Origin of the sequence: Actinokineospora iranica (genome assembly GCF_900101685.1) — a bacterium.
In the GTDB taxonomy this organism is placed as follows: Bacteria; Actinomycetota; Actinomycetes; order Mycobacteriales; family Pseudonocardiaceae; genus Actinokineospora; species Actinokineospora iranica.
The window spans coordinates 74,761-91,375 of the sequence record NZ_FMZZ01000018.1 but is presented as its reverse complement, the minus strand read 5'-3'; the positions used below and the strand labels follow the sequence as shown (position 1 = coordinate 91,375).

Here is a 16,615-nt window from a genome sequence, read left to right as displayed (position 1 = left end):
GCTCGTTTTTCTGGTTAGTGTCGACTGGGCTTGACAAATCCCATCCGGTTTCCGGCGATCGAAGGGCAGCCGAGTTCCATGACGAGTGGCCAGCATTCCCCCGGCACCGACGCGCACGAGCCGATCGCGGTCATCGGCATGTCCTGCCTGCTCCCCGGGGCGCCGGACACCGCGGCGTTCTGGGACCTGCTGCGCTCGGGCCGCGACGCGCTGACCGACATGCCCGCGCACCGCTGGGAGCGGATCTCCGCCGACGCGGGCGACCCGGTGCGCCGCGGCGGGTTCATCGACGGCGTCGCCGACTTCGACGCCGCCTTCTTCGGCGTGTCCCCGCGCGAGGCCGCCGCGATGGACCCGCAGCAGCGGCTGCTGCTGGAACTGGCCTGGTCGGCGCTGGAGGACGCCGGGATTCCCGCCGCCGACCTCGCGGGCAGCCCGACCTCGGTGTACGTCGGCACGGCGCGGGAGGACTACGCGAGCCTGGTCTACCGGCAGGGCTCGGCCGCGATCACCCAGCACACCAACACGGGCGTGCACCGGGGCGTCATCGCCAACCGCGTCTCCTACGCGCTCGGCCTGCGCGGGGCGAGCCTGACGGTGGACACCAGCCAGTCCTCGTCGCTGGTCGCGGTGCACCTGGCGAGCGAGAGCCTGCGCTCCGGCGAGTCCGGGCTGGCGCTGGCCGCTGGCGTGAACCTGAACATCCTGGCCGAGACCGTGCTGGGCGCGGAGCGGTTCGGCGGCCTGTCCCCCGACGGCCGCTGCTTCACCTTCGACGCCAGGGCCAACGGCTACGCCCGCGGCGAGGGCGCCGCCGTCGTCGTGCTCAAGCCGCTGCGGCGGGCGCTCGCCGACGGCGACCGGGTGCACGGCGTGCTGCTGGGCAGCGCGGTGAACAACGACGGCGCGACCCCCGGGCTGACGGTGCCGAGCGCCGCCGCCCAAGAGCAGGTGGTGCGGCTGGCGCACCGCCGCGCGGGGGTGTCCCCGGACGAGGTGCAGTACGTCGAGTTGCACGGCACCGGCACCCCGGTCGGCGACCCGGTCGAGGCCGCGGCGCTGGGGGCGGCGGTCGGCGCGCTCAAGCGGCGGGGCGACCCGCTGGTGGTCGGCTCTGTGAAGACCAACGTCGGGCACTTGGAGGCCGCGGCGGGCATCACCGGCCTGGTCAAGACGGTGCTGGCGATCGGGAACCGGGCGCTTCCGGCGACCCTGAACCACCGGACTCCGAACCCGGACATCCCCTTCGACAAGCTGAACATCGCCGTCGTCACCGAGCTGTCCCCCTGGCCGCACCCGGACCGCAGGCTGGTCGCGGGCGTCAGCTCGTTCGGCATGGGCGGCACCAACTGCCATGTCGTCGTCGCCGAGGCCCCCGCCCACGAGCGGGCCGAGCCGGAGCGGACCCGGCCCGCCGGGGTGCTGCCGGTGGCCGTCTCCGGTCACGGCGCCGATGCCTTGCGCGCGCAGGCCGCGAGGCTGGCGGACTTCGTCGCGTCGACCGAGGCCGACCTCGCGTCGGTCGGCTGGTCGGCGCTGACCACCCGCACCCGTCTCACCCACCGCGCGGCCGTCGCGGCCGCCGACCGGGAGGAGCTTGTCGCGGGGCTGCGGGCGCTCGCCTCGGGAAGCCCCGCCGCCGGGGTGGTCACCGGCGCGGGGACACCGGGCAAGACCGCGGTGGTGTTCACTGGCCAAGGGGCCCAGCGCGTCGGCATGGGCTTGGAGCTGCACGCCGCGTTTCCCGTCTACGCCGCCGCTTTCGACGAGGTCTGCGCGCACATCGACCCGCACCTGGACCGCCCGCTGCGCGAGGTCATCGAAACCGGTGACGAACTCGACCAGACCCACTACACCCAGCCCGCCCTCTTCGCCGTCGAAGTCGCGCTGTTCCGCCTGTTCGCCTCCTGGGGCCTGCGCCCGGACTACGTCGCCGGGCACTCGATCGGCGAGGTGGCCGCGGCACACGCCGCCGGGGTGCTGTCGCTGGCCGACGCCGCCACGCTGGTCACCGCGCGCGGCGGGCTGATGGGGGCGCTGCCCGCCGGTGGCGCGATGGTCGCCGTTCAAGCGACCGAGGCGCAGGTCGCCGGGCACCTGTCCGACGGCGTGGCGATCGGGGCGGTCAACGGGCCGGAGTCGGTCGTGCTCTCCGGTGACGAGCAGGCCGTCCTCACCGCCGCCGCTCGGCTCAGGGACGCCGGGCACAAGACCAAGCGGCTCACCGTGAGCCACGCGTTCCACTCCCCGCGCATGGACGGGATGCTCTCCGCGTTCCGCGCTGTAGTGTCTACTTTGGACTTTCGAGCGCCGGAGATCCCGGTTGTGTCCACTGTGTCCGGTTCGGTCGCGCCGCCGGAACTGCTGGCGTCCGCGGACTACTGGGTCGAGCAGGTGCGGGAACCGGTCCGCTTCGCCGAGGCGGCGCGCGCCCTGGAAGCCGAGGGCGTCGGCACGATTGTCGAGCTGGGCCCGGACGGGGTGTGCTCGGCGATGATCGCCGACAGCGTCACCGACCGGTCCGCTGTGCGGGCCGAACCCGCGCTGCGCCAAGGCAAGCCGGAGGAACGCACTGTTGCCGCGGTGCTGTGCCGAGCGTTCGCGGCCGGGGTCGAGCTGGACTGGGACGCGGTGTTCGCCGGGACCGGGGCGCGCCGGGTCGACCTGCCCACCTACGCCTTCCAGCGCGAGCGCCACTGGATCACCGAAGGCCCGGCCGACGACGCCGTGTCGACCGCAACGGCGCCGGGCACCGCCCCGCGCCCGGCGCGCGAGTCCGCCGCGCGTGCGTCGGCGGGCGCGGCCGAGCTGGTGGCCGCGCACGTCGCCGCTGTCCTGGGGCTGGCCCCGGGCAAGGCGGTCGAGGTCGACCTGCCCTTCCGGGACCTGGGTTTCAGCTCGCTGATGACCGTCGAGCTGCGCGAGGCCCTGGCGGCGGCGACCGGGCTGGCGCTGCCGTCCGGGCTGCTGTTCGACCACCCGACCCCGGCCGCGCTCGCCGCGCACCTGGACACCCTGCTCAGCGGGGGCGACGACGACGTCGTCCCCGAGACTGTCACCGCCGCCGTGGACGACGAGCCGATCGCGATCGTGGGCATGGCCTGCCGCTACCCCGGTGGGATCGCCTCGCCGGAGGACCTGTGGCGGCTGGTCGCCGAGGGCGGTGACGCGATCTCCGGCTTCCCCGCCGACCGGGGCTGGGCCGAGGACCTGTTCGACGCCGACCGCGGCGCCTCCGGCAAGAGCTACGTGCGCGAGGGCGGCTTCCTGCACGACGCGGGCCGCTTCGACGCCGGGTTCTTCGGCATCTCCCCGCGCGAGGCGCAGGCGATGGACCCGCAGCAGCGGCTGCTGCTGGAGACGGCCTGGGAGGCGGTGGAGCGGGCCGGTCTGCTCCCCCGCGACCTGCGCGGCTCCCGCACGGGCGTGTTCGTCGGCGCCACCGCGGGCGACTACGGGCCGCGGATGCACGACGCCCCCGCGAGCGTGGAAGGGCACCTGCTGACCGGCAGCACGGCCAGCGTCATCTCCGGCCGGATCGCCTACCAGCTCGGCCTGGTCGGGCCCGCGGTCACCGTCGACACCGCGTGCTCGTCGTCGCTGGTGGCGCTGCACCTGGCGGTGCAGTCGCTGCGCCGGGGCGAGACGTCGCTGGCGCTCGCGGGCGGGGTGTCGGTGATGGCGACACCGGGCATGTTCCTGGAGTTCTCCCGCCAGCACGGCCTGGCCCCCGACGCCCGGTGCAAGTCGTTCGCCGCGGCGGCGGACGGGACCGCGTGGGCCGAGGGCGTCGGCCTGCTGGTGGTCGAGCGGCTGTCGGACGCGCGCCGCAACGGGCACACCGTGCTCGCCGTGGTGCGCGGCAGCGCGGTCAACTCCGACGGCGCGTCCAACGGCCTGACCGCGCCGAGCGGCCTGTCCCAGCGGCGGGTGATCCGCCAGGCCCTCGCCGACGCACGCCTCACCGGCGCGGACATCGACCTGGTCGAGGCGCACGGCACCGGCACCACCCTGGGCGACCCGATCGAGGCCGAGGCGGTGCTGGCCACCTACGGCGCGGGCCGGGGCGACCGGGAGCCGGTGCTGCTCGGCTCGCTGAAGTCCAACATCGGCCACGCCCAGGCCGCGGCCGGGGTGGGCGGGGTGATCAAGGTCGTGCAGGCGATGCGCCACGGCGTCGTCCCGGCCACCCTGCACGTCGATGAGCCGACGCCGCACGTGGACTGGTCCTCGGGGGCGGTGGCGCTGGCCCGCGAGCGGCGGGACTGGCCGGAGACCGGGGCCCCGCGCCGGGCGGCCGTGTCGTCCTTCGGCATCAGCGGCACCAACGCGCACGCCATCATCGAGTCGGTCCCCGCGACCGAGCCTGCCGCGGGCGCGGGCGCGCCGACCGGGCCGGTGCCGTGGGCCCTGTCCGCGCCGACCGAGGACGGGCTGCGCGCCCAGGCCGCGCGGCTGCGGGAGTTCGCGCTCGCCAACCCGGACGCGCGCCCAGCCGATGTCGGCCTCGCGCTGGCCACCACCCGGACGTCCTTCGCCGAGCGCGCGGTCGTGCTGGGTTCCACCGCCGACGAGCGGCTGGCCGCGCTGGCCGCCGCCGCGCGCGGAGAGGCCGCGCCGAACCTGGTGCGCGGCACCGCGTCGGCGGGCAAGACCGCGCTGCTGTTCACCGGCCAGGGCGCCCAGCGCGTCGGCATGGGCCTCGAACTGCACGCCGCGTTTCCCGTCTACGCCGCCGCTTTCGACGAGGTCTGCGCGCACATCGACCCGCACCTGGACCGCCCGCTGCGCGAGGTCATCGAAACCGGTGACGAACTCGACCAGACCCGCTACACCCAGCCCGCCCTCTTCGCCGTCGAGGTCGCGCTGTTCCGCCTGGCGGCCCACCATGGGGTGGTCCCCGACCTGCTGGCCGGGCACTCCGTCGGCGAGCTGGTCGCGGCGCACGTCGCCGGGGTGCTGTCGCTGGCCGACGCCGCCACGCTGGTCGCCGCGCGCGGCAGGCTGATGGGCGCCGCCCGCGCCGATGGGGCCATGGTCGCGATCGAGGCCGAGCCGGAGGCGGTGGCGGCGTCGATCGCCGGATACGCCGGGCTGGTCGACATCGCCGCGGTCAACGGGCCGGGGGCGGTCGTGGTCGCGGGCGACGATGAGGTCGCCGTCCGCGTCGCGCGGGAGTGGAAGGACCGGGGGCACCGGGCAAGGAGGCTGCGCGTCAGCCACGCGTTCCACTCCCCGCACATGGCGGGCGTCCTCGACGAGTTCCGCGCGGTCGCCGCCACGCTGGAGTTCCACGCGCCTGCCATCCCGATCGTCTCGACGGTCACCGGCGAGCTGGCCGACCCCGACCGGTTGCGCACCCCGGGCTACTGGGCGGACCAGATCCGCTCGACCGTGCGGTTCCACGACGCCGTGCTGACCGCGGTCGGCCTGGGCGCGACGGTGCTCGCCGAGATCGGCCCGGACGCCGTGCTGACCGCGATGGCGCGGGACTCCGCGCCCGAGGCCGCTGTCGTGCCGCTGCTGCGCGCGGGCAAGCCGGAGGCCGACACCCTCACCGCGGGGCTGGCCCACCTGCACGCCGTTGGGCCGGAGCTGGACCTGACCCCGTTCTTCCCTGGCGCCGCACCGGTTTCCCTGCCGACGTACGCGTTCCAGCGCGAGCACTACTGGCTGCCCGCGACCGCCCGGCCGGACGCGCGCGTCCTGGGGGTCGACCCGGCCGGGCACCCGCTGCTCGGCGCCTCCGTCGAGGTGGCCGGTGACGGCGGCGTCGTGCTGACCGGCGCGCTGTCGCCGCGGACGCACCCGTGGCTGGCCGACCACGTCATCGAGGGCGTGACGCTGCTGCCCGCGACCGCGTTCCTGGAACTGGCCTTCGCCGCCGCCGAGCGGGTGGGCGCGGACCAGGTGGCCGAGTTGACCCTGGAAGCGCCGCTGCCGCTGCCCGAGCGGGAGCCGGTGCGGGTCCAGGTGCGGGTCGCCGCGGCCGACGACACCGGGGCCCGGCCCTTCACTGTCCACTCCCGACAGTCCGATGAGGACCCGTCGATCCCGTGGACCCGGCACGTGACCGGCCTGCTGGCCCTCGCCGACAAGGAAACCGCCGACCGACCCGGCCCGTGGCCGCCCGCCGGGGCGACCAGCGAGCCGGTCGAGGACGCCTACACCGTGCTCGCCGGTCTCGGCTACGACTACGGCCCGGTGTTCCAGGGGCTGCGGGCGCGCTGGCGGGTGGGCGCGGACCCGCTCGACCTCGCCGCCGAGGTGGTGCTGCCGGAATCCGCGCAGGACACCGGGTTCGGCCTGCACCCGGCGCTGTTCGACGCCGCGCTGCACCCGCTGCTGCCCGCGGCGGCCGGTGGCGCCGACGAGATCCGGCTGCCGTTCGCCTGGGCGGGGGTGACGCTGCACGCCACCGGGGCCACCGCCCTGCGGGTGCGAGTGTCGCCGGTCGGACCCGACGCGGTGCGGTTGGCGCTGACCGACGCGTCCGGCGCGCCCGTCGCCACGGTCGAGTCGCTGACGCTGCGCCCGGTCTCCCGCGCGGCGATCGGCAAGGCGGCGAAGGCGAGCACGCTGTTCACCGTCGACTGGCCCGCCGTGGCCACCCCGGACGCCCCGGCACTGAGCCGGTCCGACCTGGTCGGCGACCTGGCCGCGACCGAGCCTGCCGACCTCGTCGTCGCCACCCTGACCGGCGGCGGCCCATCCCCCGCCGACGCGCACACGGCCACCACCCGAGCGCTGGCGCTGGCGCAGGAGTGGCTGGCGGACGAGCGGTTCGCCGCGGCCAAGCTGGTGCTGGTGACCAACGGCGCGATCGCCGCCGTCCCCGGCGACACCGTCCCGGACTTGGCGCACGCCCCGGTGTGGGGCCTGGTCCGGACGGCGCAGGCCGAGCACCCGGACCGGATCGTGCTGGTCGACACCGACGGCTCCGGGGACACCGACGCGCTGGTGACGGCCGCCGCCGCGACCGGGGAGCCGCAGGTGGCCGTCCGCGCCGGGCGGCTGCACGCGCCCCGGCTGGCCCGCGCCGCCGCGACCCCGACCGGCCCGACCGGCCCGGCACGCAGCGCGGGCAGCGCGGGCGAGGGTACGGTCCTCGTCACCGGCGGCACCGGCGGCTTGGGCGCGCTGGTCGCCCGGCGCCTGGCCGCCGCGCACGGTGTGCGGCGGCTGCTGCTGGTCAGCAGGCGCGGCGCGGACAGCCCCGGGTCGGCCGCGCTGGCCGCCGAACTGTCGGCGCTGGGCGCCCAGGTCCGGATCGCCGCGGCCGACGCCGCCGACCGCGACTCGCTGGCCGCCGCGCTGGCTCTGGTGCCCGCCGAGCACCCGCTGACGGCCGTCGTCCACACCGCGGGCGTCCTCGCCGACGCGACCATCGCGGCGCTGACCCCCGAGCAGGTCAGCGCCGTGCTGCGGCCCAAGGTCGACGGCGCGTGGAACCTGCACGAGCTGACCCGCGAGTCGGACCTGGCGGCGTTCGTGCTGTTCTCCTCGGTCTCCGGCGTCAACGGGACTCCGGGGCAGGGCAACTACGCCGCCGCGAACACCTACCTCGACGCGCTCGCCGCGCACCGGGCCGCCGCCGGACTGCCTGCGACCTCCCTGGCCTGGGGCCTGTGGGGCGCGGGCATGGGCGCCACGCTGGCCGAGTCGGACGTGGCCCGGTGGACGCGGTCCGGGGTCAACCCGCTGACGGCCGAGCAGGGCCTGGCCATGTTCGACGAGGCACTGGGCCGGTCGGAGGCCCTGCTCGTTCCCGCCGCGCTGAACCTGGCCGGGGGCGGCGAGCGCACCCGCCTGTGGCGCGGGTTGGTCCGCCCGAGGCGCGCCGAGCGCTCGGCGGGCGGCGACTGGAAGGCCACGACGGCGGCCCTTCCGCAGGCCGAACGGCACGCGGCCGTGCTGGACCTGGTGCGCGCCGCCGCCGCGCTGGCGCTCGGGCACGCGGCCGGGTCGGCGATCGACGCGGCGCGGGCGTTCAAGGAGCAGGGCTTCGACTCGCTGACCGCGGTGGAACTGCGCAACCGGCTCGGCGCGGCGACGGGCGTCCGGCTCCCGGCCACCGTGGTCTTCGACTATCCGAGCCCGCAGGCCCTGGCGACCTACCTGCTCGGCCAGGTCGAGGGAGCGGGCGCGACCACCGTGGCCACCGGGGCAAAGGCGACCGTCGCCGCGGACGACCCGATCGCGGTCATCGGCATGGCCTGCCATTACCCGGGCGGGGTGCGCTCGCCGGAGGACCTGTGGCGGCTGGTCGCCACCGGAGCCGACGCGATCTCCGGCTTCCCCACCAACCGCGGCTGGGACCTGGAGCGGCTCTACGACCCCGATCCCGAGGCCACCGGCAGCTCCTACATCCGCGAGGGCGGCTTCCTGCACGAGGCCGACCTGTTCGACCGGGAGTTCTTCGGCGTCTCCCCGCGCGAGGCGACCGCGACCGACCCGCAGCAGCGGCTGCTGCTGGAGACGGCCTGGGACGCGTTCGAGAGCGCCGCGATCGACCCGGCCACCCTGCGCGGCAGCAACACCGGCGTGTTCGTCGGCTCGATGTACGACGACTACGCCGCGCGCCTGTCGTCGGTGCCGCCGGAGTTCGAGGGTTTCCTGCTGGTCGGCAACACCTCCAGCGTGGTCTCCGGGCGCCTGGCCTACACCTACGGCCTGGAAGGGCCTGCGGTCACCGTCGACACGGCGTGCTCGTCGTCGCTGGTGGCGCTGCACCTGGCGGGGCAGGCGCTGCGCTCGGGCGAGTCGGACCTGGTGCTGGCGGGCGGTGTCACGGTGATGGCCGGGCCGGGCTCGTTCATCGAGTTCAGCAGGCAGCGCGGGCTGTCGCCGTCGGGGCGGTGCAAGTCGTTCTCCGCCGACGCCGACGGCACGGTGTGGAGCGAGGGCGTCGGGCTGCTGCTGCTGGAACGCCTGTCCGACGCCGAGCGCAACGGGCACCGGGTGCTGGCCGTGCTGCGCGGCTCGGCGGTCAACTCCGACGGCGCGTCCAACGGCCTGACCGCCCCGAACGGGCCGGCGCAGGAGCGGGTGATCCGGCAGGCGCTGGCGAACGCGGGCCTGCGTGCGTCCGATGTGGACGCTGTCGAGGCGCACGGCACCGGGACGCCGCTGGGCGACCCGATCGAGGCGCGGGCCCTGCTCGCCACCTACGGGCAGGAGCGGGACACGCCGCTGTGGCTGGGCTCGCTGAAGTCCAACATCGGCCACGCGCAGGCCGCCGCTGGCGTCGGCGGCGTGATCAAGATGATCGAGGCGATGCGGCACGCGACGCTGCCGCGCACCCTGCACGCCGAGTCGCCGTCCCCGCACGTCGACTGGGCCGCTGGCGCGCTGGCGCTGCTCACCGAGGCGCGGGAGTGGCCGCGTGGCGACCGCCCGCGCCGGGCCGCGGTGTCGTCGTTCGGGATCAGCGGCACCAACGCGCACGTGATCATCGAGGAGCCCAGCGCGGTCCGAGCTGACGAGACCGACGCCGACCCGGCGACCCCGTGGCTGCTCTCAGCCAGGACCGAGGGCGGGCTGGCCAGGCAGGCCGATGCGCTGCGCCGGTTCGCGCTGGACCACCCCGAGCTGACCGCCGCCGAGCTGGGCCTGTCCCTGGCGACTGGCCGCGCCCGGCACGACCACCGGGCCGCCGTCGTCGGCCGCGACCGCGCGGCGCTGCTGGCCGGTCTGGCCGCGCTGGCCGCGGGCGAGACCCCACCCGGGGTGGTGCGGTCGGAGCCGGTCACCCGGGGCAATACCGCGTTCCTGTTCACCGGGCAGGGCAGCCAGCGCCTCGGGATGGGCCAAGAGCTGTACGCGGCATCGCCGGTGTTCGCCGCCGCGTTCGACCAGGTGTGCGCGCACCTGGATCCGGCGATTCCGGAGATCATCCGGACCGACGCCGCGGCGGTGGACCGGACCGGCAACGCCCAGCCCGCGCTGTTCGCCGTCGAGGTGGCGCTGTTCCGGCTCGTGGAGTCATGGGGGCTGCGCCCGGACTTCGTCGCTGGGCACTCGATCGGCGAGATCGCCGCCGCGCACGTCGCCGGGGTGCTGTCGCTGGCCGACGCCGCCGCGCTGGTCACCGCCCGCGGCGCGCTGATGCAGGCGCTGCCCGAGGGCGGGGCGATGCTCGCGGTGCAGGCCGAGGAAGGCGAGCTGGACCTGCCCGACGGGGTCAGCCTGGCGGCGGTCAACGGGCCGCGCTCGGTCGTGGTGTCCGGTGACGAGGACGCGATCGCCGCTGTCGAGGCGCGCTGGCGCGGCGCGGGCCGCAAGGCCAAGCGGCTCACCGTGTCGCACGCGTTCCACTCCCACCGGATGGACCCGATGCTGGCCGAGTTCGGCGCGGTCGCGCGGGGGCTGGCCTTCCACGCCCCGACGATCCCGCTGGTGTCGACCGTGACCGGTGAGCCTGCCGACCCCGGCCTGGTCAGCACGCCGGATTACTGGGTGCGGCAGGTGCGCGAGACCGTGCGCTTCGCCGACGCCGTCCGCGCCCTGGCGGCCGAGGGGGTCACCGAGTACCTGGAACTGGGCCCGGACGGCGTGCTGTCGGCCCTGGTCGAGAGCTGCGTCGAAGAACCGCCCGGCTCCGTCGCGCCGCTGCTGCGCTCCGGCAGGCCGGAGGCGCTGACCGCGGCCGGGGCGCTGGCCCTGCTCGCGGTGCGCGGCGCCCCGGTCGACTGGGCCGCGGTGTTCCCCGGCGCGGGCCGCGCGCCGCTGCCGCCGTACCCGTTCGAGCGGGAGCGGCACTGGCTGACCGCGGGGACGACGGCGGCCGACGCGGACGGGCTCGGCCTCGACGCCGCGGACCACCCGCTGCTCGGTGGGGCCGTCGAGGTGGCGGGCGGCGAGGTCGTCGTGCTGACCGGCCGCGTCTCGCCGAGGACCCACCCGTGGCTGGCCGACCACGTGGTCCGCGGCGCGGCGCTGCTGCCGGGGGCGGCGTTCGTCGACTTCGCGCTGAGCGCGGCCCGGCAGGTGGGGGCACCCGCGGTGGACGAGCTGACCCTGGTGGCGCCGCTGGTGCTCGACGGCGACACCCGACTCCAGGTGACCGTGGGCGCGCCGGACGAGGCGGGCCGCAGGCCGCTGGCGGTGCACTCCCGCCCGGCGGGCGACGGCCGCACGTGGACCCGGCACGCCGAGGGCATCGTCGGCGCGAGCGCCCCCGCCCCGCTGGACGAGGAAGTCCGCTGGCCCGCCGACGCCCGCGACATCGACCTGACCGACCTCTACGCGACCCTCGCGGACGGCGGCTACCAGTACGGCCCGGCGTTCCAGAACCTGCGCAGGCTCGCCCGCCACGGCGACGAGGTGTTCGCCGAGGTGGCCCTCGCCGACGCGGCGCGGGCGGAGGCGGCGCGGTTCGCGCTGCACCCGGCGCTGCTCGACGCCGCGCTGCACGCCCTGCTGCCCGGGGCGGCGGGCGTGGCGCCGACGGCGATGATCCCGTTCTCCTGGGCTGGGATCAGCGTCCCGGCGGCCGGGGTCGGGTCAGCGCGGGTCCGGTTCACCGTCACCCGCTCCGACGACGCGTCGGTGTCGGTGTCGATCGTGGTCGCCGACGACGCGGGCCTGCCGCTGGCGCGGGTCGCGGAGCTGGGCCTGCGCCCGCTCGGCGACGGCGATCTGGCGGGCGCCCGCCCGCGCGAGGGGGTGTTCGGCGTCCGCTGGGCCCCGCTGCCGGTCGAGACCGGCCCGGACGCGGACGAGAAGTGGACGGTCCTGCGCGACGCGCAAGACCTGGCCGCGCTGGCCGCGGAGACCGACGCGGGCGCGCCGGTTCCGGACACCGTGGTGCTGGCGGCGGCCGGGACCGGTGGCGGCGACGTCGCCGAACGGGCGCGGGCGTCGCTCAACCGGGTCCTCGGCGTCGTTCAGGGCTGGCTCGCCGACGACCGGTGGGAACGGTCGAGGCTGGTCGTGCGGACCCAGGGCGCCATCGCACCGGACGGGGAGGACGTCACCGACCTCGCCGACGCCGGGGTCTGGGGCCTGCTGCGCTCGGCCCAGGCGGAGAACCGCGACCGGTTCGTCCTCGTCGACACCGACGGCGACCCGCGCAGCGAGGACGCCCTCACGGCCGCGGTGCGCGGCGGCGAGCCGCAGCTGCTCATCCGGGAGGGCGCGGTGTCCGTGCCGCGCCTGGCCGCCCCCGGGGCCGACGCGCCCGCCGCGGCCGACCCCGGCTGGCGGCGCGGCACGGTCCTGATCACCGGCGGCACCGGCGCGCTCGGCGCGGTCCTGGCCAGGCACCTGGTGACCGCGCACGGCGCGCGCGACCTGCTGCTGCTGAGCAGGCGCGGGCGCGCCGCCCCCGGGGCCGACGAGCTGCTGGCCGAGCTGACCGGGCTCGGCGCCCGGGTCGAGATCGCCGCTGCCGACGCGGCCGACCGGGCGGCGCTGGCCGCCGTGCTCGCCGCCATCCCGGCCGACCGGCCGCTGACCGCGGTCGTGCACACCGCGGGCAGCACCGACGACGGCACGGTGGGGTCGCTGACCGCCGACCGGCTCGACGCGGTGCTGCGGCCCAAGGTGGACGGCGCGTGGAACCTGCACGAGCTGACCCGGGGCGCGGACCTGTCCGCGTTCGTCCTGTACTCGTCGGTGGCGGGCGTCCTCGGCACGCCGGGGCAGGCGAACTACGCCGCGGCGAACACCTTCCTCGACGCGCTGGCGCAGCACCGCAGGGCGGCCGGGCTGCCCGCGCACTCGCTGGCGTGGGGGCTGTGGTCGCAGGCGAGCGCGCTGAGCACCGGCCTGACCGACACCGACCGCACCCGGCTGTCCCGGCTCGGGCTCAGCCCGCTGACCAACGCCGACGCGACCGCCCTGTTCGACGCGGCGCTCAACGTGGGCGCGGCGGTGCAGGCGCTGACCGGGATCGACAAGGCCGCGCTGCGGGCGGCCACCGACCTGCCCGCCCCCCTGCGCGGGCTGGCCCCAGCGCCAAGCAGGCCCACCGCGCCCGAGGTCCCGCTGCCCCAGCGGCTCGCCCGGCTGAGCCACGACGAGCAGCGGCACCTGCTGACCACCCTGGTCCGGGCCAAGGCGGCCGCCGTGCTCGGCCACGCCGACCACTCGACGGTCTCGGCCACCAAGGCGTTCACCGAGCTGGGTTTCGACTCGCTCACCGCGATCGAGCTGCGCAACCAGCTCGGCGCGGCGACCGGCCTGCGGCTGCCGACCACGCTGGTGTTCGACCACCCCACGCCCACCGCCTTGGCCGCCTACCTGCGCGACGAGCTGGCGGTCAAGCAGGAGCCGGTCTCCCCTGCCGATCCGGTGCTCGCCGACCTGGCCAGGGTGCGGCTGGCGCTGCCCTCGGCGCTGGCGGACAGCGGCGCCCAGCAGCGGGTGGCGACCCTGCTTCGGGACATGCTGGCCCTGGTCGACGCCCCGAGCGCCGTCGCTGCGGCGGAGGACGACGCGGACGACCTCGACGCGGCGAGCGACGAGGAGCTGTTCGCCCTCGTCGCCGACCTGGACTGACCCACGGCGGCGGCCATCGTGGCGGCGTCCGAGCAGGCTGGACTCGGTGCGCGGAACCGAGTCCAGCCTGTCCGTGGGCGGACGCGCGGCCAAGGCTGTCATCACCCGAGTCGGGCTACCTGTGCGCGAACGGCATCGCCTTGGCGCCCGGCTCCGTGACTACGGCGTCAGCGGCTCCGGGCGGCCCGAGAAGTCCTGCCGCGTCACCGGGTCCGTGCCCCCGCCGTCCGCGCGGGGCCGCGCTTGCCGCCGCCGAGCGAGTGCCGGTAGTCGGTCGGCGTGACCCCGACGTGCGTGGTGAAGTGCCTGCGCAGGTTGGCCGCGGTGCCCAGGCCGCTGGCCGCGCTGATCCGCTCGATCGGCAGGGCGGTGGTCTCCAGCAGGCTCTGCGCGCGCGAGATGCGCTGGTTGAGCAGCCACTTCAGCGGCGTGAGCCCGGTGGACGCCCGCAGCCTGCGGAAGAACGTGCGGGTGCTCATCCCGGCCCGCTTGGCGAGCTCGTCGACCGTGAGCGGCCGGTCGAGGTTCCGCGCGGCCCAGTCCATGGCCATCGCCAGGGTGTCGTCGTCGCTGTCGGGCGCCGTCAGGTCCACGAACTGCGCCTGCCCGCCGGGGCGGTGCCCGGCCACCACCATCCGCCGCGCGAGCTGGCCTGCCACGTGCGCGCCGAGGTCGCGGCGGACCAGGTGCAGGCACAGGTCAAGGCCCGCCGACATGCCCGCGCTGGTCAGGACGTCGCCGTCGTCGACGTAGAGCACCGAGTCCTCGACGTGGATTCCCGGATAGCGCTTGGCCAGGTCGGCGGTGTGCATCCAGTGCGCGGTGGCGCGCCTGCCGTCGAGCAGGCCCGCCTCGGCGAGGGCGAAGGCCCCGGTGCACAGCGACACCATCCGCGCGCCCGCCCTGGCCGCCGCGCGCAGCGCCTCGATGAACTCCGGCGGCAGAGTCCCGCCGCGCAGCACGGAGTCCGGCACGGACGGCACGATCACGGTGTCCGCGGTGACCAGGTCGTCCAGGCCGTGCTGGGTGCGGATGGAGAACCCGCTGGCCGTCGGCCGCGGCTCCCGGGTGACCGCGCACAGCCTCAGCTCGTACCAGGAGTCGGCCAGGTCTGGCTGCGGATCGCCGAAAACCGCGTTCGCGATGGCCGTCTCGTAGACCTCGCAGGCCTGCATGTCGGTGCCGTTGACCACCGCGAGCGCGACGGGCCCAGGGATCATGATCACGAGTGTACGGCAGGAATCGTTCGGAAATGGTCAGTTCTGCCACTGTCGGCTGTCCGCCATCGGTGAAATCGTTGCCGCGCAAGGGGTCGTCCACACCGCGTGTTCACCCGCGCGGACCGAACGGGAGTGAAACCGATGCCCAACCCCAATGCCGCCCAGGCGCCCGTCACCGTCATCGGCCTCGGCCTGATGGGCCAGGCATTGGCTGCCGCGTTCCTCAAGAACGGGCACCCGACCACGGTCTGGAACCGTTCCGCGGACAAGGCCGATGAGCTCGTCGCCACCGGCGCGGCCCTGGCCGCCTCGGTCAAGGACGCCGTCGAGGCCAGTCCGCTGGTCGTCGTCTGCGTCTCCGACTACGCCGCCGCGCACGAACTGCTCGACCCGCTGGCGGGCTCGCTGGCGGGCCGCACCCTGGTGAACCTCGGCAGCGCGAGCTCGTCGCAGGCCCGCGACACCGCGAAGTGGGCCAAGGACCACGAGGCCGCGGGCTATCTCGACGGCGCGATCATGGCCTTCCCGGCCGGGATCGGCACCGATGCGGCGGTGCTGCTGCACAGCGGCCCGAAGTCCGCCTACGACGAGCACGAGGCGACCCTCAAGGCCCTCGCCCCCGCCGCGACCCTCTACCTCGGCGAGGACCCCGGCCTGGCCAGCCTCCACGACGTCGCGCTGCTCGGCGTCATGTGGGGCATCCAGAACAGCTTCCTGCACGGCGCGGCGCTGCTGGGCGCCGCGGGCGTCAAGGCCACCGACTTCGCGACGCTGGCCACCCCGCTCATCGCCGTGGTCGCCCAGACTGTCGACGCCTACGCCGCACAGGTCGACGCGGGCGAGTACCCCGGCGACGACGCCTCCGTCGCCACCCACGTCGGCTCGATGGCGCACCTGCTCGACGAGAGCAAGGAGCTTGGCGTCAACACCGAACTGCCCGCGCTGTTCAAGGCGTTCGGCGACCGCGCGATGGCCGCGGGCCACGCGAGCAGCGGCTACGCCGCGCTGATCGAGCAGTTCCGCAAGCCCTCCGCCTGAGACCGGCGCCGTTCCCACCACAGCGGCCTGCCGGTCCGAGCGCCCAGCGAGGACTGGCAGGCCGCACCGGACAACGTCGATCACAACCGGGAAAGCGGCGCCGAAGAGCCGGTAGCGCTACTCCCTGACCGCCCGCAGACCGGTTCGAGACCGGCGGGAGAACGGCCGCTGTGCTGTTCGGAGGCGGTCACAGACCCCACAGAGAGCGGCGGGCCCGCGCCGACGCACGGCCGGGTCAGGTCGCGCAGAACTCGTTGTCCTCCGGGTCGCGCATCACCCACCAGTGGCCCGCTGGGCCCTTGTCCACCTCGCGGACGCGGGTGGCGCCCAGTGACTCCAGTCGTTCGACCAGGGCGGCCAGGCCGCCTGGGTCGCTGTGGATGTCGATGTGCAGGCGGTTCTTGGTCGTCTTGGGCTCTGGGACGTCCTGGAACAGGAGTCTGCGGCCCCGGCCGATGCCGGTGGTCGGGTCGAAGGGGTCGTCCGGGTGGCGGATGCCCGCGTAGCCGCGGAAGATCCGGCGACCGCGGTGTTCGGTGACGGCGGCCTGGTCGAGGTGTCCCGCGGCGAGGAGGTTGGCGATCAGCGCGCTGGGGTCTTCCACCTCGTAGCCGAGGGCGGCGGCCCAGAAGTCGGCGAGGGTGGGCGCGTCCACGGTGTCGATCACGAGTTTCCAGTGCAGTGTCATGCGCCGGTTATACGCGAGGGCACCGACGGTTTTCGCGCGAGCCACGGCGGGGGCGGGCGTCAGCGGTCCGGAAGCGTCTGGTGGGGGAAGACCGGTGGAGCGTTCGGTTGGGACGGTCAACCGAGGACGGACGGGATGCTGTGGCCAGGGCGCCGAGTTCGGCCGT

4 protein-coding genes are annotated in these 16,615 nt (G+C 75.6%); 2 read left to right on the top strand and 2 right to left on the bottom strand.

The window, feature by feature from the left end; all coding sequences use genetic code 11:
- Nucleotides 1-78: 78 nt before the first annotated feature.
- Nucleotides 79-13,503: a type I polyketide synthase gene (locus BLS56_RS26960; RefSeq protein WP_091456475.1), complete on the top strand. Its 13,425-nt coding sequence runs from the start codon at nt 79-81 to the stop codon at nt 13,501-13,503.
- 203 nt (nt 13,504-13,706) lie between these two features.
- Here BLS56_RS26960 and BLS56_RS26955 read toward each other — a convergent pair whose 3' ends face one another.
- Nucleotides 13,707-14,723: a GlxA family transcriptional regulator gene (locus tag BLS56_RS26955; RefSeq protein WP_091456532.1), complete on the bottom strand. Its 1,017-nt coding sequence runs from the start codon at nt 14,721-14,723 to the stop codon at nt 13,707-13,709.
- Nucleotides 14,724-14,864: 141 nt separating this feature from the next.
- Between BLS56_RS26955 and BLS56_RS26950 the strand changes: the two genes are divergently transcribed.
- Nucleotides 14,865-15,761 (top strand): NAD(P)-dependent oxidoreductase, encoded by an 897-nt coding sequence (locus BLS56_RS26950; RefSeq protein ID WP_091456529.1) that lies wholly within the window; start codon nt 14,865-14,867, stop codon nt 15,759-15,761.
- 235 nt (nt 15,762-15,996) lie between these two features.
- Here BLS56_RS26950 and BLS56_RS26945 read toward each other — a convergent pair whose 3' ends face one another.
- On the bottom strand, nt 15,997-16,449 hold the full coding sequence (locus BLS56_RS26945; RefSeq protein WP_091456473.1) for a VOC family protein: 453 nt from the start codon (nt 16,447-16,449) through the stop codon (nt 15,997-15,999).
- Nucleotides 16,450-16,615 lie beyond the last annotated feature (166 nt).

What these genes read in the sequence shown, in the direction of transcription:
- BLS56_RS26960 (WP_091456475.1), top strand. Translation starts at nt 79, where the DNA reads ATGACGAGTGGCCAGCATTCCCCCGGCACCGACGCGCACGAGCCGATC.
- BLS56_RS26955 (WP_091456532.1), bottom strand. Translation starts at nt 14,723, where the DNA reads ATGATCCCTGGGCCCGTCGCGCTCGCGGTGGTCAACGGCACCGACATG.
- BLS56_RS26950 (WP_091456529.1), top strand. Translation starts at nt 14,865, where the DNA reads ATGCCCAACCCCAATGCCGCCCAGGCGCCCGTCACCGTCATCGGCCTC.
- BLS56_RS26945 (WP_091456473.1), bottom strand. Translation starts at nt 16,449, where the DNA reads ATGACACTGCACTGGAAACTCGTGATCGACACCGTGGACGCGCCCACC.